The organism is Bacillus cereus (assembly GCF_015071065.1).
Lineage (GTDB): Bacteria > Bacillota > Bacilli > Bacillales > Bacillaceae_G > Bacillus_A > Bacillus_A cereus_BA.
Window position 1 is genome coordinate 620,873 of sequence record NZ_VOVA01000001.1, and the last position, 19,880, is coordinate 640,752.

Below are 19,880 nucleotides of genomic sequence, written 5' to 3' on the forward strand. Positions count from 1 at the left end.
GCTGCACGATACAGCTAGTTTTTTCATTCCATATTGTTCGCAATGTACAGTAGATTTTGTTTAATCACATCTTCATCTTTCTCATCTACATTACGATATAATAGCTGATATTCAATCCCCTTCTCTTTCCATATAAGCGTAGCAAATTCGTCCCCTCGCTCGTAATCATCCTTATTTTTAAAATAAGCAGGTGCTCCATTATTCAATTTCATTTGTTCTTGAAATCGATTCTCTTCTACGAGGTATGGAAAGCTGTAAGAAAAGTTGGCCACTGTTAATTCTATATAATCGTGCCTTCCTTTCTCTTGTTGCTTATATTTAATCGTTAAGACAGCATTTTTCTTTCCCATCGTTCTTACCTCTCCCTTCACATCACTCGTAATGTCATAAGGTAAAAACGTTGGAACTTTAAACTTCGCCGGAAAATATTTTGGAAGTTCCTTTAGCGGAATCGGATCAGTAACACGGTCCTTAGCCCCTCCTGTTGTTCCTACAAATGTTTTTTCTTCTTGCATCGTTTGCTGAAATGAACATGAGCTAAGTATTACACTAGAAAACACGAAACAAATGATTCTTTTTTTCAATTTGTTTCCGCCCTTTCATACCGCTCTCTTAACGAGCGAAGCGTTTATACTCTCTTCTATTCGCTTCGTTATCAAACACCTCCTCCGAAAACTTTCCACGTTATTCTCACACATTTTGACAAAAACTCTTTGCAGACATACAAAAAAGACCTCGCTATTCTTACGCCCAAATAAAAAGGTTACGCGAATAACAAAAGTCATGCTTATAACATAGATTGTGAAAAGCTTTTCAGGTCAAGATTTTTTCATTCTTATTATTTTCCCCTTATAATTAAGTAAAGAGGTGATACATATGGCCAATATAAAACAAATTGCAAAAACTGCTGGTGTATCCATATCAACGGTTTCCCGTGTCCTTAATAATCATCCTTACGTAAAAGAAGAAAAACGTAAGCGTGTTCTAGATGCAGTTGAAGAATTGAACTATGCAAAAAATATAAATGCTGTCCATTTAATAAGAGGTAAAACATATACAATTGGCGTTATGCTACCTTTTATTAATCTTCCGTACTTTAGTACAATCATTGAAGGAATCGGAAACGAAGCGTTAGCAGCTGGATATCATATTAATTTATGCCAAACGAATTACGATAGTATTGAAGAAATTCGCGTTCTTGAAATGATGAAAATGAAGCAATTTGACGGGATGATTATTTGCTCTCGAACGAGTTCATGGGAACAAATTGAACCATTCGCAAAATTCGCCCCTATTATTTCATGTGAAAAAATGAACCATCCCCTCATTTCATCTGTCTATGTAGATCATTATGAAGGATTCCGTCTCGGTACTGCATTTTTACTAAGTAAAGGTCATGAAAAAATCGGCATTTGTTTAGCAAGAAAAACAAGTGTTAATTCAATCGAGCGTGAAAAAGCTTTCGCCGATACTCTTCGTCGCGAAGGAAAAACAGTGCACCCTGATTGGATTTTTCATCAATGTTATACGATGCAGGACGGGGCAAAAATACTTCATCGTATTTTAAACATGAAAAATCGTCCAACCGCTATTTTCACAGCGAACGATCAAGTAGCTGCTGGTTTATTAACAGAGGCAAAAAAACATAGCATTCGCATACCTGAAGACCTCGCTATCCTGGGATTTGATAACCATGAAATTTCAAAAGCATTAGAAATTACAACTATTGAACACCCTGGTCTCACGATGGGATCACGTGCTTTTTCTTTATTTCATAAACAGATGCAAAACGAACACATTATTGGAAACTCAGAAGAACTTTCATTCCATTTAATTGAGCGAAAAACAGTCTGAAAAAGGAGCGTTAATTATAGTGCTCTTTTTTCAACTCTTCACCTATTGACTTTATATTTTGCATCTCATATAATTAACCTAACGAACGGTAGGTAGGGGATGAAAATGACAGCAAACCGCATTAAAGCTGTAGCACTTTCTCATTTCGCGCGCTACGGCTATGAAGGAACTTCATTAGCAAATATTGCTCAAGAAGTTGGGATTAAAAAACCATCGATTTACGCACACTTTAAAGGAAAAGAAGAGCTATATTTTACATGCTTAGAATCAGCTCTTCAAAAAGATTTGCAGAGCTTCACAGACGATATCGATTTTTTTTCAAATTCGTCCACTGAAGAATTGCTCTTACATTTGTTAAAAGGCTATGCAAAACGATTTGGTGAAAGTGAAGAATCAATGTTTTGGTTACGAACTTCTTATTTTCCGCCGGATGCATTTCGCGAACAAATTATTGATAAAGCGAATACACACATCGAAAACGTCGGAAAGCTTTTATTCCCTGTGTTTAAAAGAGCAAGCGAACAAGATGAACTGCATAACATTGAAATAAAAGACGCTTTAGAGGCTTTTCTATGCTTACTTGACGGTCTTATGGTTGAACTATTGTACGCAGGTTTAAATCGCTTTGAGACTCGTTTAGACGCTTCTTGGAAAGTATTTTGGCGCGGCCTTTCAAACTGACGGATTGCACCTTTGCAATGCGTCAGTTTTAAGCCCTTTACCTAACGACTGGTAGGAAGGAGAAATGACATATGGCATGGATTTATGTAATCTTAGCTGGTATTATTGAAATTTTTTGGGTGATTGGACTAAAACACGCGGAGACACCACTTGAGTGGATAGGTGTCGCTCTATTAATTACAGTAAGTTTCGTCTTATTATTTAGAGCTTATAAAGATTTACCTGTTGGCACCGTGTACGCTGTATTTACAGGTATCGGAGCAGGCGGAATCGTTCTTACCGAAATTTTTGTTTTCGGAGAACCTTTCTCTATCGTAAAAGTTTTATTAATTGGTTTAATCTTCTTCGGAGTAATCGGCTTAAAACGAGTAACAGAAGAAAAAGAAGCGAAGGAGGCTGCATAAAATGGCTTGGGTATTTTTAATTCTAGCTGGTATTTGTGAAATTATTGGTGTACTCTTTATGAAAGTAGCCACTGAAAAGAAAGGCTGGGCACCAAAAGTTATTTTAATCGCTAACTTCGGCGTAAGCTTCTTCTTCTTATCACTTGCAATGGACACATTACCGATGGGAACTGCTTACGCAATTTGGACTGGAATCGGAACTGCCGGAAGTGCACTTCTAGGCATTCTTATTTTCCGCGAATCAGCGGATTGGCGCCGCCTTGCCTTCTTAAGCTGCATTCTATGCGGTGCTGTTGGCTTAAAATTATTAGGCTAACGTGAGGTGAATGTCATGTGGAAAGAAAAAGGAAAACAAATCTTAACATGGATCACACTCGGGATTATCATTCTATTGCAAATAAGTTTTCATATAATAGAGTGGTTGTTTCATAAAGTATTATCCATTCTTACATTCCTTCCGAACATGGCGCTTGAAATTGCCTCTATCGCTTGGTCAATTATCGCTTCCATTACGATCATAATTATATGGAGTATCGCCAAGCTTTGGAATAAGTTATTTAAAAAGGACAGTTACTCTGAAAAAGAGTAACTGTCCTTTTTATGTCTATTTAGATTTTCTATAGAAATTTGATGCAATAAGACAAAGCAGGCCAATTATGGCAACACTCATACCGATCCCTTTATGCAAATTAGGAAATAGTGGTGGTATATCCGAATAAAAATTTGCTAATATGAGACCGATAGAAAATAAAAGTACCCCTATTCTATATAACCATTTTCTTTTGTTCATCATTCTCCCTCCTAAAATTTTTCATACCCTCCTTTCTTTTGGACATACTATCTAAAAAAGGAGTGGATCATATGCAAAATTCTATACATAAGCAGATCCTATTTTTATTTTTCCTCTTTCTCATTTTCGTTATCGTTTTCAGCTTTATATTACATACTCCGAAAGATGTACCTAATAGTGTTTCTTTTTATAAACTTTTGCTCTCGTATTGCCGTTATTGAAGAAGGTGCCTTTTACGAGGCACCTTTTAAAATTCTCTCTTCTCGTATAATTTTACTGAAACGAAGAAAGATGCTATGAACATGCATATTGAACTAACGAACAATAAGCTATTATATAGTTGAATTTGTTCCAGGTTGATTTGAAAGAACGTCTCCAAAATAACAATCGGTGCCATAAATATTAATATCGTAATAAAAACAGTTTTTTTATACCCTAGCCAAAACGATATCGGTAAGACAACGCTTAAATATACTAAAATAAAGCTAATACTAGCAACCACTGTCGTTTCAATAAATTCAAATACATTAGCTCCATTCTTCATTCCCATCGTGAAACAACCGATTGTTACGCTTATAAAAAGAATACTAATCGCTACGACATATTTTGCAAATACAATTTCTCTTTTCAATATTGGTAAACTATTTAATATAACTTCACTCTCATTTTTATTATCCTCATTAAACGTTTTAACGGTTGCCATAACTGTAAAAATGACTGACATAATTATGAATAAATTTTTCGTATCTGTTAAGGCCATATAAAAGAAAACAGGGTACAGTATATACCAAATTAAAAATTTCCATTGGACGATGAAATCTTTTAACATTAGCTGTTTCAACGCTATTTCCCCCCTCTCATAAATCACGCTCATTATACAAATGAATTGAGAATACCATCGACATAATATATAAAAGAAGCAGCCCTGCTATAAAACAAATATTTATGACTAGACTCGTGTTCCAAGCATTCTCTACATCTAACCATACGTTACTAACAATCAGTCCGCTTAAATACCCAAATGCAATTCCGATAAAAGGAGCAATTTGTTTTGCACTACTATAACCTACTGAAAATTCAATAGGAAGTACGATCATGCTATAAACAAAACCACCTGTTATTCCTCCGAGAATCGCTCCCCACAACATAAATACAGTTGTATGTTCATTTTGTAACTGAAGTAAACTAACGGCAAATGAGAAAATCCCACCTACAGTAACTAACATGCTTGAAAATATGTATTTGGCTATGACAATTTCTTTACGCTGAAACGGTAAACTATTTAATACCATTTCACTTTTATTTTTCTCCTCATAACTCATTGACAGCATCATGCCAAGAATAGGCATAAACATGCAAAACGTCATAAGGAAACTATCGCTACTAAAATCAACAATGACAAGAAAAAACAAACATATAAGATAAACAAAACTTAACTTTCTTTGCAACATCATATCTTTTAAGACTAGTTGCTTGATCATTTATTACACCTCCTAGTATTAAAAGAACCTCTTCTATAAATCACGCGTTTCATAAATTTTAATTGTAAGAAACATAGAAGCAATATATACACTAGCTAATATCATGCCTCCAACTATAAACACACCAAGATGTGATAGATTCATAATCCAATCAATGAATGATACAGTAGTACTTTCTCCGTCACCAATAAACATTCCAGTAATAACACCTATTCCAGCGGCCCCACCTGAAAATATTCCACGTGCTATTTTTGATTTTGTCCCATAATAACTAGGGAACAATGCTGTAATATAAACTAAAGAATATATAGCCCCTCTGACTACTCCATACCAAGGAATTTCGATATACAAATTAGGATGATTAACTCCAATATCACCAATGACAGTGATGCCTCTTATAAGAAAAACAACTAGCATAGTAGAGATCATGCCACCTACAATGAATATTGCACTGGAAATATATCTAGCAATAATGATATCCTTTCGTCTTACAGGTAAACTATTTATCATAACATCACTTTTATTTTTTTCATCCATCGCTATTAATATCATAGAAGATGATATCGTTATGAGTAAGCAACTCAACGGAAATAACAATTCACCATCTGGCTCTAACCCAAAGAAAACAAGGGGCATAATAAAATACACTAACCAAGTTACTCGAAAAAAGAATAAATCTTTATATATGAGCTGACGCATAGGCACCTCTCCCTTTCGCAGTGTAAACGATGATATCATCCAAAGTCGGTTTTTCTAATACCACTTCTTGCCCAAACCAATCTACAATTGCTTGTTTGTCCTTCGTCAGCCCTTCAAATCCGAATTTATTTTTGCGTAAGCCAACGAATAACTCTTTTCCTTCCGGATCTAATAAATCATTACTTCCCTTTACGATTACATAGTTCTCCATTAATTCGTCTTTCTCACCAGTAAATATAATTTCTCCATCATTGATAAACGTAATATAATCTGCGATGCGTTCTAAGTCTGTAGTAATGTGCGTTGAGAATAATACAGATACTTCATCCTCCATTACAATTTCTTGCAACATATCAAGTAATTCACTCCGTACAACTGGATCTAATCCCGCCGTTGGTTCATCCATAATGATAAACTCTGCGTGGTGCGACAATGCAATTGCAATCGCAAACTTCATTTTCATCCCTTTAGATAGTTCTTTAATTTTTTTATACTTCGGAACTTGTAATCTGTGCATATACGATTTGTATTGCTCTTCGTCCCACTTTTTATATAACGGTGCAATAATACGCTTCATTTGTTCACACGTTAAATCTTCATAATAATGATTTTCATCATATACAAAACCGATATTTTGTTTTATTTCTTTTTCGGATTTCTTATTGTCCTTGCCAAAAATTTTTATATCGCCGCTATCTTTTCTTATTAAATTCATAATCATTTTGATTGTTGTACTTTTCCCGGAACCATTCGGTCCGACAAACCCCATAATATATCCACGTGGCAATGTAAAGCTTACACTTTTCACAGAAAAATCCAAATAATTTTTACAAACGTTTTTTATCTCTAACATCTTCCTTACTCCCCCTTATATAAAAACGCTATCATTTGTTGTAATTCTTCAAGCGAAAGCTGTAATAGCTTACTTTCATTCACAATATCTTCTGCTTTACTTTCTAATAAACGTAATCTCTGTTCTCTTATAAGTTCATTGTTTTGCTTTGAAACATACGTCCCCTTCCCAGCAACGGTTTCAATATACCCTTCTTTTTCAAGTTCTTCATACGCACGCTTCGTCGTAATTACACTAATTTGTAATTCCTTCGCTAAGCTACGAATAGACGGTAATTGATCTCCACCCTTTAAACCACCATTTAAAATGAGTTGGCGTAATTGCTTCCTTATTTGCGCATAAATAGGGTCTTGGGAAGAATTTGAAATAATAATATTCATGTTTTCCTCCAGTGTGTATATACTGTGTATACTTTATATACACAGTATATACACGATATCCTATTTTTGGCAAGAAAAAAAGACCAACATTTTCCTGTTGGTCTTTCGTATATGTATCACTTTTCAAAGCGATCTAACATTTCGTCTCTCATTCCGAAACTAACAACCGCAATTCCTACATACATAAAAAGAAGGAATGCTGGATGAACTGTATTGTACCAGCTGCTATCAACAATTAAATAAATTGTTAATGCCACAACAAGAACAAACGCTAAAATAAACATATAAAAGTGTCTTGTATTACCCATGATAAACTCCTCTCTTCTCTCTTCACCATTCAACAGTATATTGTATCGAATAATTCGATATGACTCAAGGTTAACTTTCTGTTATGTAATCAAGTTCTACCTTTACAATGTCCTCACACGCTATTGAAATGATTGTTCCTTGTTTATCAATCGCTGTCACTTCTCTATTATCCATTACACGATGTGCTACTCTTTCTAGCACTTTTCCTTGGTCTCGATAACAAAATTCTTTTATATCTTTAATTGTCTCTCCATTTTCTAAATGGTATACCATTCTATAACATCGATATCCCACACTTCCACCCCCACCTTGTTCGCTTTTTCACATATACATAAAATGAGTAATTTTTGCCTCATCACATCTTCTTAATTTCAATAAAATTCTAACAAAAATAAATACTTTTATCAAACCGACTTTTTCAACAAAATCACCCATGAAACTGCATCATTACAGCAATATGAAACAAAAAATATTAATTTTTAACATTTTTTTCATTCTATCTGCACCAATTTTACAAAAAAAAGAACTCGCATGTAGCGAGTTCTTTTTGCTTTATTCCAATCAGACTTGTACAGGTGCTAGCTTTTCATAACGTAAAACTGGTTTACGAGCAGCCAATGTTTCATCCAAACGTTTAATTACCGTTGTATGTGGCGCTTCTTGTACAACTTCTGGATTTTCTTCTACCTCTTTAGCAATTTGAATCATCTTATCAATGAAACCATCTAATGTTTCTTTTGATTCTGTTTCTGTTGGCTCAATCATAATACATTCTTCCACATTTAATGGGAAGTAAATTGTTGGTGGATGGTAACCGAAATCAAGCAGACGTTTTGCAATATCTAATGTACGTACACCAAGTTTCTTTTGACGACGACCTGATAATACAAATTCATGCTTGCAATGTCTATCGAACGGAAGATCATAGAATGGTGCTAATCTTCTCATCATATAGTTCGCATTTAATACAGCGTATTCAGTTACTGCACGTAGTCCATCTGGACCCATAGAACGAATATATGTGTATGCACGAACGTTAATTCCGAAGTTACCATAGAATGGTTTCACACGCCCAATTGCTTCTGGACGATCATAGTTGAAGTGATAGCCATTTTCCGTTTTCTCTAAAATCGGTTTTGGTAAGTACGGAATTAAATCAGCTTTCACACCTACTGGACCAGAACCTGGGCCACCGCCGCCGTGCGGACCTGTAAATGTTTTATGAAGGTTTAAATGCACAACGTCAAATCCCATATCTCCTGGGCGTGCTTGGCTTAATACAGCATTTAAGTTTGCACCATCATAGTATAATTTACCGCCTGCGTTATGGACGATTTCTGCCATTTCTAAAATATTTTCTTCGAATAGGCCTAATGTATTTGGATTTGTTAACATAAGTGCTGCTGTTTCTTCGTTTACAACACGTTTTAAATCATCTAAGTCAACAAGACCATGTTCGTTTGATTTTACTGTAATTGTTTCAAAACCAGCTACTGTTGCAGACGCCGGGTTTGTTCCGTGAGCAGAGTCAGGAACAATTACTTTCGTACGGTTAAAGTCACCATTTGCTTCATGGTATGCACGAATCAACATTAAACCTGTCCATTCGCCGTGTGCACCAGCTGCTGGTTGTAATGTAACAGTATCCATACCTGTAATTTCAATTAAATGTTCTTGTAAATCGTACATTAATTCCATTGCACCTTGCACTGTTTTTTCATCTTGAAGTGGATGAATATTTGCAAAGCCTGCGAAACGAGCTACATTTTCATTAATTTTCGGATTATATTTCATCGTACAAGATCCAAGTGGATAGAATCCAGAATCCACGCCGTGGTTACGGTTTGAAAGCGCTGTGTAATGGCGCATAATATCAAGTTCAGATACTTCTGGAAGCTCTGCATCTTCAACGCGAATATAATCACTCTCAAATACATCTTCTAATTTCACTTCTTCTACATCTAATTTGGGTAAGCTATATCCTACGCGTCCTTCTTTAGTCACTTCAAAAATAAGTGCTTGGTCTTGGTTCTTCATTGGATAGCCCCCATTTCGTTTACAAGTGTGTCAATTTCCTCTTTTGTACGAAGCTCTGTTACTGCTACAAGCATATGGTTTTCATGCTCTTTATAATCACGGCCTAGGTCGTAACCACCGATAATATTCTTTTGTAATAATACATCATTTACTTCTTTAACTGGACGTTTACAGTCTACAACAAATTCATTGAAGAATGGTCCAGTGAATGTTACTGTGAAACCTTTCGCTTCGAATTGACGTTTTGTATATTGTGCTTTAGAAATATTTTGACGTGCCATTTCTTTCACACCTTGTTTTCCAAGTGCAGTCATTGCAACTGATGCTGCTAATGCATTTAACGCTTGGTTTGAACAAATGTTAGACGTCGCTTTATCACGGCGAATATGCTGTTCACGTGCTTGTAACGTTAATACAAACCCACGTTTACCATCTGAATCTACAGTTTGTCCAACAAGACGTCCTGGAATTTTACGCATAAATGCTTTCGTTGTTGCAAAATAACCACAATGAGGTCCACCAAACTGCGTTGGGATACCAAATGGTTGTGCATCACCGATTACAATATCAGCACCAAATTTCCCTGGTGGTGTCAATGCGCCTAATGATAATGGATTTGAAGAAACGATAAATAATGATTTTTGTTGATGAACGATTTTTTCGATATCAGCTAACTTTTCAACTTGTCCGAAGAAGTTTGGATATTGAACGATTACACAAGCAACTGTATCATCTACTTCACTTTGTAATACGTCTAAATCTGTTACACCGTTTTTATGATCAATTTCAACAACTTCAAGATTTTGACCTTTTGCATATGTTTCAAGTACTGCTCTTGATTCTGGATGAACTGCTACTGATACAAGAATTTTCTTTTTGCGAGTATGACCAGCCGCTAACATTGCCGCTTCAGCTAAAGCTGTACCTCCGTCATACATAGAAGAGTTTGCTACGTCCATTCCAGTTAATTCACAAATCATTGTTTGGAATTCAAAAATTGCTTGTAATTCCCCTTGTGAAATTTCTGGTTGGTATGGCGTATAAGCTGTATAAAATTCTGAACGAGAAATAACATGATCAACAATTACTGGAGCGTAATGATCGTATACACCTGCTCCTAAGAAAGAAGCGTATTCTTTTAAGTTCGCATTTTTACTAGCCATATGAGATAGCTCTTTTAAAAGCTCTGTCTCTGATTTTGCTTCTTTAATTTTTAAATCCCCTTTAAAACGAACACTCTCTGGAATATCAGAGAATAACTCATCAATCGTTTGAACGCCGATTGTTTGTAACATTTCTTTTTTGTCTTCTTCTGTCATTGGAAGATAACGATGCAACATGAAATCTACCCCTCTCCCCGTTACTTTGAACGTTTATAAAATGGTGTTGGAACAACTACTGCTTTGACGCGTTTATTACGAATTTCAATTTCTACTTCTGTATCAACTGCTGCGTATTTTACATCAATTAGTGCTAAACCAATGCTTTTCTTTAACGTTGGAGATTGTGTACCACTCGTTACTTCCCCGATTTTTTCTTCTCCTATAAATACAGGGTAATGCGTACGAGGAATACCGCGTTCGATTACTTCGATGCCGACTAATTTACGAGATGCACCGTTTTCTTTTTGCTCTTTTAACGTTTCTTTTCCAAAGAAGTCTGCTTCTTTATTTGGTTTTACCGCAAAGCCAATTCCCGCTTCAATCGGTGTAATATCTTTTGATAACTCTTGTCCGTATAACGGAAGTGTTGCTTCGAAGCGAAGTGTATCACGAGCACCTAAACCACATGGTTTTAAGCCCTCTTCTGCTCCCACTTCAAGAAGTTTCTCCCAAAGTTTTGCTGCATCTTCACTCTTACAGTAAATTTCGAATCCATCTTCACCTGTGTAACCTGTACGAGATACAAGTGCAGGAATTCCATCTACAAGAATATTATTTTTAAATTTAAAGAACTTAATTTCTTTCAAATCTTCTGACACAACTTTTTGTAAAATGCCTTCTGCTTTTGGTCCTTGAATTGCAAGTTGCGCAACTTCATTAGAAACATTGACTACCTTTGCATCGCCTATTACATGACTTGCTAACCATTCGTAATCTTTCTCGATATTTGATGCATTGATTACTAATAAATAGTCTTCTTCACCACGTTTGTAGATTAATAAATCATCTACTGTGCCACCATTTTCATAGCACATAGCTGTATATTGTGCGCCTCCTACCTTTAAGGTAGATACGTCATTTGTAACAACACGTTGTAAAAATGCTAAACTATCTACACCTTTTACCTCTACTTCTCCCATATGAGATACATCGAACAAACCTGCTCCTGTACGTACAGCTTCATGTTCTTCTTTAATGCTTGAAAATTGAACTGGTAATTCCCAACCACCGAAGTCGACTGTTTTCCCACCATACTTCGCGTATACATCAAATAACGGTGTACGTTGTAATGTAATCATGCTCTTTCCCCCTTATGCTCTGACAAATCAATAAAAGTTGCTTCCCATATCTAAACATTCTCATTCTGAAAAGATAGGATATACGGAATCTCACTATATTTTTTTATGAAAGCGTAAATAAAAAAGTGCTTTCTTGGATAAAATACGAAAGATTCCACACATTTCACACCATTATCCTAACATCATTCGCTATATTTCATCAATATTCTAGCATAAAAAATAATTTAGAATTTTTTATTCTTAATCTTATTAAACACAACTTTTGAGATTTAGATCTTTATCGTTGCTTTTTCTTTATCTTTTAGTAATTGTGATAGCGCCTTATTACAAGGCTTATAATAAAGGTTTTTTTAATAATCACTTTAATTTATAAAAGGTGGGAGAGTCTTAATGAATGTCGATATTTCCGTAGATCGAACGTGGCAAAACAATTTTTTAAAAAGAATTGATGAAGATGGTCCTTGGACAAATTGGGATTTATATCATTTAGCTTATAAAACAGAGAAATCGTTACTCGTCCCTACTTTTGATGGATTGCAAGCACCGAAACACTTATCACATTTCACCCCGCTTCCACATCAATTAGAGGTCGCTCAAAATGTCATTGAACAAATGAATGGTAAAGCGATTCTAGCAGACGAAGTCGGACTTGGAAAAACAATCGAAGCTGGCCTTATTTTAAAAGAATATATGGTGCGCGGACTTGTAAAAAAAGTACTCATTCTCGTTCCAGCTTCTCTCGTTTCTCAGTGGGCGTATGAATTAAACACAAAATTTTTTATTCCTGCGGTCGCTCAAAAGAAAAGTTATTCTTGGGAACAAGCTGATGTCATCGTTTCATCAATCGATACTGCGAAACGCTCGCCGCATCGCGATATCGTTTTAAACTTAGAGTATGATCTTATTATTATCGATGAAGCACATAAACTAAAAAATAATAAAACAAAAAACTATGAATTTGCACAGCGATTAAAAAAGAAGTTTTGTTTATTGCTTACCGCAACTCCTGTTCAAAATAAAATTGATGAAATCTTCAACCTCGTTTCTTTATTAAAACCAGGTCATTTAGGCAATCAATCTAATTTTGACGAATATTACGCTTCAAAAAATCGTTCAGCTGAATCCGATGAAGATTTAAAAGCTCTTATCAATAAAGTAATGGTCCGAAATAGACGCCATAACACTGGCATTGATTGGCCTAAGAGGCATGTACGAACAATCTTCGTTGAATTTAATAAAGAAGAACAAGCTTTGTATAATGAAATTGAAAATTGGCGTGGACAAGATGCCGTCACATCTGCTTTCTCATCCTTAACTTTAAAACGGGAAGCATGTAGTAGTCGTGAAGCTGTTTACTATTCGTTAAAAAAACATGTAGAAAAAAGGCAGAAAGAAAATGAGCATTACATAAAGGACCCACATATTGATGTGCTGATGGATAAAATTAATCATATTCCGTTCAACTCAAAAGCAAATAAAGCACTAGAGCTTATAAAAGAAATTGACGATAAAGTCATTATTTTTACTGAATATAGAGCTTCACAAATGTATTTACAATGGTTCTTACAACAACATGGCATTTCCTCTGTCCCATTTCGCGGTGGATTTAAGCGCGGGAAAAAAGATTGGATGAAGGAGCTTTTCCAAACTCATGCCCAAGTATTAATCGCGACCGAAGCTGGTGGTGAAGGAATTAACTTACAATTTTGTAGCCATATGATTAATTACGACTTACCATGGAATCCAATGCGACTTGAGCAAAGGATTGGACGTATTCACCGCCTTGGACAAAAAAATGATGTTCATATTTATAACTTAGCAACAAAGCATACTGTTGAAGAGCACATTTTAAAACTACTGTATGAAAAAATTAATTTATTTGAACGTGTAATCGGTGAACTCGATGAAATTTTAACGAGAATCAACATGAAAAATATTGATGCGCATATTCAAGAGATTTTCGCGCAGTCAAAAAGCGAAGGTGAAATTCGAATCAAGATGGAAAATTTAACATCTATTATCGACTTTGCGAAGCGAAGTGAAGCTGAGGTGCAGGGCTATGCAGCAAAATGAAATTCATAATTACTTATACAACTTTTTTGAGGCGAATAACTGCGAAATTTTAGAGCGTTCCTCTCACCTATTAGACGTGCAGTTAACAATTGAAATGGATAAATTATTAATGAACCGCCCTTTCTATTGGCACTATCTTGAAAAAACAGGAGGCGTTCCGAACCCGATGCGCCTTACTCTTATTACAAATCCAGAAAACGAAGAAAACGACGGTGAACTTATTCATTACGGTTCACCACGTTTGCATCAAATATTTGAAACAACAAAAGAACTAGGTTCATATATACGTTTATATGAGGAAGTGAAACATAGCGGGGCAACTCATACCCCCCTTCATCCTTGGCTTGGTGTAAATATAAAAGTATCTTATCAATGCGACCGAAAAAAAGACATACTTCATTCCATCGGTATTCATCTTATTTCCGGGACAATGATTGCAAACTTTCATGACACTTTAGCAGAAATCAAACTCACACCGAAAATACCTGATTTTTGTTTTACGCTCTCACCTATCATTAAGCCACAAAGTGGCTTACAACGTATAGAGGATGCTTTAAAAAGTATAATCGCTGAAGATGACCACACGTGGGCAAAAGAAGCGAGAGTGCGTTGGAATCACGATTTAGACCTTTTAAATCGATTTTACGAAGATAGCGATGAACTTCCAGAAAGCTATGAAATTGAAAAGCAAGCATTACAAGAACAATACGAACCACGCATTACAATGCAAATTATAAATGGTGGTCTCTTCTATATTACGGCAAATCATTTTCTATCTTAAAGAAAGCTCCTTCAGATTGAAGGAGCTTTCTTTTAAGATATGTTCCCAGCCTATTCTCTATCGTCATTACGCTCTTGTTGTTTTTTCTCTGTCATACGTTTTTGATATGCACGATCCTTTGCGCTTACATGGTTTGCATCAGTTGGAAGATTCTCTTTTGAACGACCAATTCCATTACTCATCTTTTTCGCCTCCTTTTTGCATGTTTCAAAATGCATCTTTATTTTCAGCTAGAGGCACAATCCTTATACAAAAAAATAAGAGCAGCAATTGGCTGCTCTTACTCACTCACGTATTTTTGAAACATATCATGGATGCCTTGATTTACGAGGTTCGAGATCTGTTCGTCAGATTTATTCGGATAACGATCACGTAATCTGATAGATGCCTTCACCATTAAATTTTCTAATACAGAACGGCCACCTTCTCCATAAATAATTTCAGCATACTTAACAAGCCTTCCATCCTCTAATGTTGCTGGATTATGATTGAAGAAAAATTTACTCATTGTCTCCACCTCTCTTTTTTGATAACGTTTACATTTATATATTTTATTTATGTTATTTATTTCACAATATTGTATGCATGTATATATAATTAGTTTCATTATAAAGCAACATATCGATAGTAAATATGTGATTTTCCGTCCATTTTGTGAACAAACTCAAAAAAATGAAAGCGTTTCCTTTATTATATACTAAAAAAACTTACTACGCTAGGGACAATTTTTTAAATCTACTAATCATCTACTTTTCTTTTTTTTATTAAACCTTATACAATTTTCAGAAATTATATTATAAAATATATGTATGACTTAAGGAGGATTTGTATGAATCAAAATAAAAAAGCTATATTAGATCTTGTCTTTTATCTCGTATTCCCATTCCTTATTTGGAAATTTGCAAAACCTTATATCGATCCTTATTACGCAATGTTAATTTCCTCTGTTCCGGGGATTATTTATACACTGTATACCTTTAAAAAAGAAAAACAGTTTAACGTTACAGGGTTCTTTATTTTAATTACACTCATTTCTAATACAACGGTAGACTTAATATCTGGATCAGCGGAACGAATGTTATGGAACGATGCTTATTATCATATCTTGCTCGGCATTATCGTCATATGTACAATTTTTATAAAAAAACCACTCATGTTATATTTCGCAGCTGATATCGCAGCGCTGCAAGGCCATGACCGCGATAAAAGTCGTGAGCTTTACCGGGATAGTCGCATATATCCAGCACTGCAATATTTAACACTATTTTTCGGTCTTCAATTTATATTAAAAAGTTTCTTGAAAATCTATTTCATCTCTGTTTTCGGTGTAGATGGATATGGTGAAATGAGAGCGATTATGACCGCTGTTGGCTGGGGGATTTCTATTTGTATCGGAATAGGGTTTGTATGGGTAAATAATAAGATACATGCGGTTACTGAAGAAAAAGAACCTGTGCAACAATAAATAAAAATCCCCTAGCAGCTTGTTGCACTAGGGGATTTTTGTTTTGCGAGACATATTACGAAAAAGTTAGCTTGATTTTTTTCTTTTATTTTTTACATTTCGATAAAACAAAGCAGCGCTCAGTGGCATAACACCAAACCATTTGTTTAAGAATGGCTCTTTCTCCGCACGACGTTGTTGTTTCTGTTGTTTTCGATCCTCTTTTGGAGCATCCATATATGACACAAATTGCTGTGTCACAAAGCGTACATAATCATTAGTAGACATATTATCATCACCTCTACTTGATTAGTATGTCCACTTTTCTATTCATTAATCTTTTGCTTTAATTCATTCATAATTTGCTTTACCGACTTATTTGTCGTATCGATATGAATATCCGCCTCTTCATAATAAGCTCGGCGCGATTCAAATTTCGTTACAAATGCCTCTATATCTTTCTTCTGAAATAGTGGACGTGTCGTATCTTCACGAAGCCTTTCTGCAATTACATGTGGATCACAATATAAATACACAACAGTTCCATTTTCCTTCATCCACTTTCGATTTTCCTCTCGTTCAATAATCCCTCCACCAGTTGTAATAATTACATTCTGAACCGGTAGTGAACGTAACATTTCACTTTCATATTCCCGAAAAATCATTTCGCCTTCTTCTGCAAAAATATGCCGAATCGCTTTCTCTTTCTGCTTTTCAATTTTTTGATCTGTATCTACAACTTGCATATGGAGTTCTTTACTTAACGCTCTCCCTATCGTTGTTTTCCCAGCTCCCATATAGCCGGTTATGTATATAGATTTCATTTTCGTTCCTCTCAATCGTCATTTATTAATTGTTATTATAACGAAAGTTATTACTTTGTTTAATAAAAAAACGTTTTGTTCTTCTTGTGCTATGAAGAACAAAACGTAACATACTCGCTTTTACTTATAAGTACCTCTTCTCACCCACTGCGTTGCAATCCATTTCTCACCTTTCGTTACAGGTGCTCCTCCATGTAACGTAAGCTCATTTAGTGATTGATCTTGATAAAAATACTCAAAGTATACTGCCATTCCCTTTCTAGGGTGTACAGAAAGATTTAATTTCGGAAAGAATGTTTCCCCGCCTTCTTCTACATCATTTAAGTACATCACAAGAGTACTTATACGATTATTAGCAGCTGATCTACTATGTTCCGCAAAATAATCATAGTGCGCCTTATATTCTTGATCCACTTCATAATTTAAAATGTGCAATCCTTCTCCATGCGCCACAGGAACATTCATGATAGATGAAATTCGTTTTTCAATCTTCGAAGTAAGTTCATTCTCTTCCAAAAATGCACCACTACTTGTTCGAATATCATTTACATTACGTGATGAACCAATTGTAGAACGTTTTATTTTATTTTTAGACAATTCGATTAATTCATCGCATTCTTCATCACTTAATACATTTGCTAATACGACAATAAGAGGTTCTTCGAATTTTGAAATAATTTGTATTTCCCTATCCTCTGTCATAATCGTATTTCCTTTATGATCAAAAATAGTTTGTTCCTTATTTTCATCTATTTGATTGTTATTTGTCATTTCCTTATCTCCCTAGAAAAAATGATTGGATAGCCTGAATATATCATATTCTTCCTACCTTTCTCTTTTTTGAGAAAATTTAAACTTTTGATCATCGTTTTTATCCCTCTCCACAAAGAAATCGACTCACTCCACAATAGAAGTTCATGGTTCTTCCCCATATATTTTACATACTATCCTTCTACCCAATCCAATATTTTATTATCCCTTTTCCTATAGCGAAAGCTCACTGTATAGAAACCTCTCTGTTTTGTAACACATTGCAACGAAATGATAATACCATCATTTTCAAAAACGTACTTTCCACTCACTTCTCCTCTTTCATACTGAAATAAAAAAACATCCCCTTTTTCTTTTTGCTGTAAGTCTCTTTTTATATCTGAAATCGCTCGATCAATAAGTTCCTCCATGAAAAAACTTTGTTCTATTTCAGAATAGAATTTTTTATCCGAAAGTAACATATTCGTTTCGTACATCAAAAAAGAAATGAATAAAATAAGAAAAATAATTGTTCCTGGCATTGCAAATCCATCTTGTTTTCTCATGTTTCTATCTCAATTTCACTATAGCGCACAGCCACGCCTTCATATATTTCACCACTTATATCTTTCACATATATATATAGCAAATGAGGTGTTAATTTATACGAAATCGCTTCAATCCTTTGTAATATAAATTCCCTTCCGCGCATATTTACTTTTCTTATTAAATTACTATTCACTTTTTCATACGTCACCTGATCACCATTACGAAGTTGGAAGCGCAAAATATTCCCACCATTTTCTAGCGCTATCTTCCTCCCACTTGATACTTCACGAAACTCGAGTTGCATTTGTCCTAAAAACACATCCCACTCCCAGTCATTTAATCCTTTTGAATGTGTATTTTCTATCCCCATAATATGAAGACGTGGTAAAAGTAAAAAGAACATTGATAAAAGCAACAAACATGCAATCATTTCTATTAATGTAAATCCCGCTTCTTTTTTATTTTTCCTTTGCATAAAGGCATTGCTCCATCGCTTTTCCTCTCATATCTTTCCACATCGTACAAACTTCATCTCCTCTCCAATATGTGTAATATACAATTCCTTTTATGACTTTCTCTTTTACTCGCTTTTCCTCATTCTCATACTTAAATAAGGCCGCTTCTTTTTTTAATACTATTAATGCTTTATAGCTCATTTTTATATTTTTTCTTTCTTGCATAATTAATAATGTTTGCGGGAGCAATAACGATACCGCCATCATTATTAAACTTAACGCTACAACCATTTCAACCATTACTGATCCTTTTTGACACTTCACGATACGTAAATCTCCCTCTTCCAAGCTGAAATACAATCTCATACTTATACCCCCGATAGGAAAGTAGAATCGTACCACCTCTATTAATATTTCCACTCGGATTATATGTCATTGGATTTGGAAAGGTATGCAAATCAATTTGGACATCTTTATCATATTCTCTCTTAGCAATTAAAAAGTCCGTCTCTGATTCCGAAATATAATACATATGTTTCTCTTTAAACCAGCGTAACGTATAATGTTTTTGACGCTTAATCGCTAACTGTTGCATATACAAAATATCATTTGAAAACTGTTTCAAAAACTGCTCAACTTTTTGCCTTTCATGTAATGAAGTAACGTTAAAATGCGTAACAACACTCAGTACAGAAATAGCAAATAAGACAAGTAGCATTTCTAAAAGCGTAAAACCTTTTTGCTTCACGATTTCCCAGCTGATACCGTGCCATCATCGGAAATATGGATTGGTTCACCTTTCGGGCAAGTTTTAGACGTAATATACTTTCCTGTTTCAAGTTCCTCTATTGATGGAATCTTATTATGTTGCAAGTGATATGCTTGTATTTGTGCTTCTATAGATTTCACATAGGCTGCACATCCTTTTCCTTGGACGGACGAGCGCTGCGTAACTACATTTGGAATAATTAATAGTAATAATACAGTTATGACAACCATAACTAATAACATTTCTAAAAGAGTAAAACCCTCCTCATTCTGCATGTAAATGCCCC

At 35.0% G+C, this 19,880-nt stretch carries 31 protein-coding genes; 9 read left to right on the forward strand and 22 right to left on the reverse strand.

Annotation, left to right across the window (positions count from 1 at the left end):
* Nucleotides 1–23 precede the first annotated feature (23 nt).
* Nucleotides 24–560 carry a DNA polymerase III subunit delta gene (locus FT637_RS03230; RefSeq protein ID WP_078181004.1) on the reverse strand — a complete coding sequence of 179 codons (537 nt, stop codon included), beginning with the start codon at nt 558–560 and terminating at the stop codon, nt 24–26.
* A gap of 316 nt (nt 561–876) precedes the next feature.
* Here FT637_RS03230 and FT637_RS03235 point away from each other — a divergent pair, with 316 nt between their 5' ends.
* The 5 genes from FT637_RS03235 (at nt 877) to FT637_RS03255 (ending at nt 3,528) form a co-directional block, all read left to right on the forward strand.
* On the forward strand, nt 877–1,854 hold the full coding sequence (locus FT637_RS03235) for a LacI family DNA-binding transcriptional regulator (protein WP_193645102.1): 978 nt from the start codon (nt 877–879) through the stop codon (nt 1,852–1,854).
* A gap of 99 nt (nt 1,855–1,953) precedes the next feature.
* Entirely contained in the window at nt 1,954–2,535 is a 582-nt protein-coding gene (locus FT637_RS03240; protein ID WP_193645103.1) for a TetR/AcrR family transcriptional regulator, read from the forward strand.
* Nucleotides 2,536–2,606: 71 nt separating this feature from the next.
* Nucleotides 2,607–2,939, forward strand: a complete 333-nt coding sequence (locus FT637_RS03245; RefSeq protein WP_070144834.1) for a DMT family transporter — start codon at nt 2,607–2,609, stop codon at nt 2,937–2,939.
* 1 nt (nt 2,940) lies between these two features.
* The gene (locus FT637_RS03250; protein ID WP_105584530.1) at nt 2,941–3,255 is read left to right on the forward strand and encodes a DMT family transporter; all 315 of its coding nucleotides are present in this window, start codon (nt 2,941–2,943) and stop codon (nt 3,253–3,255) included.
* Between the two features lie 15 nt (nt 3,256–3,270).
* Nucleotides 3,271–3,528: a DUF3975 family protein gene (locus FT637_RS03255; RefSeq protein ID WP_193645104.1), complete on the forward strand. Its 258-nt coding sequence runs from the start codon at nt 3,271–3,273 to the stop codon at nt 3,526–3,528.
* Nucleotides 3,529–3,543: 15 nt separating this feature from the next.
* Here the strand turns inward: FT637_RS03255 and FT637_RS03260 are convergent, their stop codons facing one another.
* The 11 genes from FT637_RS03260 to gcvT all read right to left on the reverse strand — a co-directional run bounded on the left by FT637_RS03260 (nt 3,544) and on the right by gcvT (nt 11,949).
* Nucleotides 3,544–3,729, reverse strand: a complete 186-nt coding sequence (locus tag FT637_RS03260) for a hypothetical protein (protein ID WP_193645105.1) — start codon at nt 3,727–3,729, stop codon at nt 3,544–3,546.
* Between the two features lie 247 nt (nt 3,730–3,976).
* Complete coding sequence (locus FT637_RS03265) at nt 3,977–4,570, reverse strand: ABC-2 transporter permease (protein WP_193645106.1); 594 nt, start codon at nt 4,568–4,570, stop codon at nt 3,977–3,979.
* Nucleotides 4,571–4,586: 16 nt separating this feature from the next.
* Nucleotides 4,587–5,210, reverse strand: coding sequence for an ABC-2 transporter permease (locus FT637_RS03270; protein WP_193645107.1), 624 nt, complete (start codon nt 5,208–5,210; stop codon nt 4,587–4,589).
* Between the two features lie 33 nt (nt 5,211–5,243).
* A complete protein-coding gene (locus tag FT637_RS03275; protein WP_193645108.1) occupies nt 5,244–5,909 on the reverse strand; it encodes an ABC-2 transporter permease in 666 nt (221 codons plus the stop codon).
* Nucleotides 5,890–6,762 carry an ABC transporter ATP-binding protein gene (locus tag FT637_RS03280; RefSeq protein ID WP_193645109.1) on the reverse strand — a complete coding sequence of 291 codons (873 nt, stop codon included), beginning with the start codon at nt 6,760–6,762 and terminating at the stop codon, nt 5,890–5,892. The genes FT637_RS03275 and FT637_RS03280 overlap by 20 nt, the downstream gene beginning before the upstream one ends.
* Before the next feature lie 5 nt (nt 6,763–6,767).
* Nucleotides 6,768–7,142: a GntR family transcriptional regulator gene (locus tag FT637_RS03285; protein ID WP_193645110.1), complete on the reverse strand. Its 375-nt coding sequence runs from the start codon at nt 7,140–7,142 to the stop codon at nt 6,768–6,770.
* A gap of 116 nt (nt 7,143–7,258) precedes the next feature.
* A complete protein-coding gene (locus FT637_RS03290) occupies nt 7,259–7,450 on the reverse strand; it encodes a hypothetical protein (protein WP_002088608.1) in 192 nt (63 codons plus the stop codon).
* Between the two features lie 70 nt (nt 7,451–7,520).
* Entirely contained in the window at nt 7,521–7,724 is a 204-nt protein-coding gene (locus FT637_RS03295) for a DUF3929 family protein (protein WP_000262494.1), read from the reverse strand.
* Between the two features lie 288 nt (nt 7,725–8,012).
* Nucleotides 8,013–9,488, reverse strand: coding sequence for an aminomethyl-transferring glycine dehydrogenase subunit 2 (gcvPB, locus tag FT637_RS03300; protein WP_002122485.1), 1,476 nt, complete (start codon nt 9,486–9,488; stop codon nt 8,013–8,015).
* On the reverse strand, nt 9,485–10,828 hold the full coding sequence (gene gcvPA / locus FT637_RS03305; protein ID WP_193645111.1) for an aminomethyl-transferring glycine dehydrogenase subunit 1: 1,344 nt from the start codon (nt 10,826–10,828) through the stop codon (nt 9,485–9,487). The genes gcvPB and gcvPA overlap by 4 nt, the downstream gene beginning before the upstream one ends.
* 20 nt (nt 10,829–10,848) lie before the next feature.
* The gene (gene gcvT, locus FT637_RS03310; protein ID WP_193645112.1) at nt 10,849–11,949 is read right to left on the reverse strand and encodes a glycine cleavage system aminomethyltransferase GcvT; all 1,101 of its coding nucleotides are present in this window, start codon (nt 11,947–11,949) and stop codon (nt 10,849–10,851) included.
* A 390-nt stretch (nt 11,950–12,339) separates the two neighbouring features.
* Between gcvT and FT637_RS03315 the strand changes: the two genes are divergently transcribed.
* The gene (locus FT637_RS03315; RefSeq protein WP_193645113.1) at nt 12,340–14,022 is read left to right on the forward strand and encodes a DEAD/DEAH box helicase; all 1,683 of its coding nucleotides are present in this window, start codon (nt 12,340–12,342) and stop codon (nt 14,020–14,022) included.
* Nucleotides 14,009–14,803, forward strand: a complete 795-nt coding sequence (locus tag FT637_RS03320) for a YqhG family protein (RefSeq protein WP_193645114.1) — start codon at nt 14,009–14,011, stop codon at nt 14,801–14,803. The genes FT637_RS03315 and FT637_RS03320 overlap by 14 nt, the downstream gene beginning before the upstream one ends.
* 50 nt (nt 14,804–14,853) lie before the next feature.
* On the opposite strand, the gene FT637_RS30290 is transcribed toward FT637_RS03320, so the two are convergent.
* Both FT637_RS30290 and FT637_RS03325 read right to left on the reverse strand, forming a co-directional pair.
* Entirely contained in the window at nt 14,854–14,985 is a 132-nt protein-coding gene (locus FT637_RS30290; protein ID WP_000064671.1) for a hypothetical protein, read from the reverse strand.
* Between the two features lie 98 nt (nt 14,986–15,083).
* Nucleotides 15,084–15,311 carry a hypothetical protein gene (locus tag FT637_RS03325; protein ID WP_193645115.1) on the reverse strand — a complete coding sequence of 76 codons (228 nt, stop codon included), beginning with the start codon at nt 15,309–15,311 and terminating at the stop codon, nt 15,084–15,086.
* A gap of 73 nt (nt 15,312–15,384) precedes the next feature.
* Between FT637_RS03325 and FT637_RS03330 the strand changes: the two genes are divergently transcribed.
* Both FT637_RS03330 and FT637_RS03335 read left to right on the forward strand, forming a co-directional pair.
* Nucleotides 15,385–15,504, forward strand: a complete 120-nt coding sequence (locus tag FT637_RS03330) for a GTP pyrophosphokinase (RefSeq protein WP_193645116.1) — start codon at nt 15,385–15,387, stop codon at nt 15,502–15,504.
* Nucleotides 15,505–15,632: 128 nt separating this feature from the next.
* Entirely contained in the window at nt 15,633–16,268 is a 636-nt protein-coding gene (locus FT637_RS03335; RefSeq protein WP_193645117.1) for a VC0807 family protein, read from the forward strand.
* Nucleotides 16,269–16,334: 66 nt separating this feature from the next.
* Here FT637_RS03335 and FT637_RS03340 read toward each other — a convergent pair whose 3' ends face one another.
* From FT637_RS03340 to comGC, 8 genes are all read right to left on the reverse strand, one after another.
* Nucleotides 16,335–16,535, reverse strand: coding sequence for a YqzE family protein (locus FT637_RS03340; protein WP_002015009.1), 201 nt, complete (start codon nt 16,533–16,535; stop codon nt 16,335–16,337).
* A gap of 38 nt (nt 16,536–16,573) precedes the next feature.
* Entirely contained in the window at nt 16,574–17,071 is a 498-nt protein-coding gene (locus FT637_RS03345) for a shikimate kinase (protein ID WP_193645118.1), read from the reverse strand.
* 120 nt (nt 17,072–17,191) lie between these two features.
* Nucleotides 17,192–17,842, reverse strand: coding sequence for a 2OG-Fe(II) oxygenase (locus FT637_RS03350; RefSeq protein WP_193645119.1), 651 nt, complete (start codon nt 17,840–17,842; stop codon nt 17,192–17,194).
* A gap of 173 nt (nt 17,843–18,015) precedes the next feature.
* Complete coding sequence (comGG, locus tag FT637_RS03355; protein ID WP_193645120.1) at nt 18,016–18,387, reverse strand: competence type IV pilus minor pilin ComGG; 372 nt, start codon at nt 18,385–18,387, stop codon at nt 18,016–18,018.
* A complete protein-coding gene (comGF, locus tag FT637_RS03360) occupies nt 18,384–18,845 on the reverse strand; it encodes a competence type IV pilus minor pilin ComGF (RefSeq protein ID WP_193645121.1) in 462 nt (153 codons plus the stop codon). The genes comGG and comGF overlap by 4 nt, the downstream gene beginning before the upstream one ends.
* Nucleotides 18,829–19,125 carry a type II secretion system protein gene (locus FT637_RS03365; protein WP_193645518.1) on the reverse strand — a complete coding sequence of 99 codons (297 nt, stop codon included), beginning with the start codon at nt 19,123–19,125 and terminating at the stop codon, nt 18,829–18,831. The genes comGF and FT637_RS03365 overlap by 17 nt, the downstream gene beginning before the upstream one ends.
* Nucleotides 19,118–19,573 carry a competence type IV pilus minor pilin ComGD gene (gene comGD, locus FT637_RS03370; RefSeq protein ID WP_193645122.1) on the reverse strand — a complete coding sequence of 152 codons (456 nt, stop codon included), beginning with the start codon at nt 19,571–19,573 and terminating at the stop codon, nt 19,118–19,120. The genes FT637_RS03365 and comGD overlap by 8 nt, the downstream gene beginning before the upstream one ends.
* Nucleotides 19,570–19,869 carry a competence type IV pilus major pilin ComGC gene (gene comGC / locus FT637_RS03375; protein ID WP_002088623.1) on the reverse strand — a complete coding sequence of 100 codons (300 nt, stop codon included), beginning with the start codon at nt 19,867–19,869 and terminating at the stop codon, nt 19,570–19,572. Before comGC ends, comGD begins: the two co-directional genes overlap by 4 nt.
* Nucleotides 19,870–19,880: the final 11 nt, after the last annotated feature.

Bases quoted from the DNA above. Each gene is read 5' to 3' on its own strand.
- FT637_RS03320 (WP_193645114.1), top strand. From the start codon at position 14,009: ATGCAGCAAAATGAAATTCATAATTACTTATACAACTTTTTTGAGGCG.
- FT637_RS30290 (WP_000064671.1), bottom strand. From the start codon at position 14,985: ATGAGTAATGGAATTGGTCGTTCAAAAGAGAATCTTCCAACTGATGCA.
- FT637_RS03270 (WP_193645107.1), bottom strand. From the start codon at position 5,210: ATGATCAAGCAACTAGTCTTAAAAGATATGATGTTGCAAAGAAAGTTA.
- FT637_RS03330 (WP_193645116.1), top strand. From the start codon at position 15,385: ATGCATGTATATATAATTAGTTTCATTATAAAGCAACATATCGATAGT.
- FT637_RS03255 (WP_193645104.1), top strand. From the start codon at position 3,271: ATGTGGAAAGAAAAAGGAAAACAAATCTTAACATGGATCACACTCGGG.
- comGF (WP_193645121.1), bottom strand. From the start codon at position 18,845: ATGCAAAGGAAAAATAAAAAAGAAGCGGGATTTACATTAATAGAAATG.
- FT637_RS03340 (WP_002015009.1), bottom strand. From the start codon at position 16,535: ATGTCTACTAATGATTATGTACGCTTTGTGACACAGCAATTTGTGTCA.
- FT637_RS03295 (WP_000262494.1), bottom strand. From the start codon at position 7,724: ATGGTATACCATTTAGAAAATGGAGAGACAATTAAAGATATAAAAGAA.
- gcvT (WP_193645112.1), bottom strand. From the start codon at position 11,949: ATGATTACATTACAACGTACACCGTTATTTGATGTATACGCGAAGTAT.
- FT637_RS03365 (WP_193645518.1), bottom strand. From the start codon at position 19,125: ATGGTTGAAATGGTTGTAGCGTTAAGTTTAATAATGATGGCGGTATCG.
- FT637_RS03275 (WP_193645108.1), bottom strand. From the start codon at position 5,909: ATGCGTCAGCTCATATATAAAGATTTATTCTTTTTTCGAGTAACTTGG.
- FT637_RS03315 (WP_193645113.1), top strand. From the start codon at position 12,340: ATGAATGTCGATATTTCCGTAGATCGAACGTGGCAAAACAATTTTTTA.
- FT637_RS03235 (WP_193645102.1), top strand. From the start codon at position 877: ATGGCCAATATAAAACAAATTGCAAAAACTGCTGGTGTATCCATATCA.
- FT637_RS03290 (WP_002088608.1), bottom strand. From the start codon at position 7,450: ATGGGTAATACAAGACACTTTTATATGTTTATTTTAGCGTTTGTTCTT.
- FT637_RS03280 (WP_193645109.1), bottom strand. From the start codon at position 6,762: ATGTTAGAGATAAAAAACGTTTGTAAAAATTATTTGGATTTTTCTGTG.
- FT637_RS03240 (WP_193645103.1), top strand. From the start codon at position 1,954: ATGAAAATGACAGCAAACCGCATTAAAGCTGTAGCACTTTCTCATTTC.
- FT637_RS03250 (WP_105584530.1), top strand. From the start codon at position 2,941: ATGGCTTGGGTATTTTTAATTCTAGCTGGTATTTGTGAAATTATTGGT.
- comGG (WP_193645120.1), bottom strand. From the start codon at position 18,387: ATGAGAAAACAAGATGGATTTGCAATGCCAGGAACAATTATTTTTCTT.
- FT637_RS03345 (WP_193645118.1), bottom strand. From the start codon at position 17,071: ATGAAATCTATATACATAACCGGCTATATGGGAGCTGGGAAAACAACG.
- gcvPB (WP_002122485.1), bottom strand. From the start codon at position 9,488: ATGAAGAACCAAGACCAAGCACTTATTTTTGAAGTGACTAAAGAAGGA.
- comGC (WP_002088623.1), bottom strand. From the start codon at position 19,869: ATGCAGAATGAGGAGGGTTTTACTCTTTTAGAAATGTTATTAGTTATG.
- FT637_RS03285 (WP_193645110.1), bottom strand. From the start codon at position 7,142: ATGAATATTATTATTTCAAATTCTTCCCAAGACCCTATTTATGCGCAA.
- gcvPA (WP_193645111.1), bottom strand. From the start codon at position 10,828: ATGTTGCATCGTTATCTTCCAATGACAGAAGAAGACAAAAAAGAAATG.
- FT637_RS03350 (WP_193645119.1), bottom strand. From the start codon at position 17,842: ATGACAAATAACAATCAAATAGATGAAAATAAGGAACAAACTATTTTT.
- FT637_RS03335 (WP_193645117.1), top strand. From the start codon at position 15,633: ATGAATCAAAATAAAAAAGCTATATTAGATCTTGTCTTTTATCTCGTA.
- FT637_RS03245 (WP_070144834.1), top strand. From the start codon at position 2,607: ATGGCATGGATTTATGTAATCTTAGCTGGTATTATTGAAATTTTTTGG.
- FT637_RS03260 (WP_193645105.1), bottom strand. From the start codon at position 3,729: ATGAACAAAAGAAAATGGTTATATAGAATAGGGGTACTTTTATTTTCT.
- FT637_RS03325 (WP_193645115.1), bottom strand. From the start codon at position 15,311: ATGAGTAAATTTTTCTTCAATCATAATCCAGCAACATTAGAGGATGGA.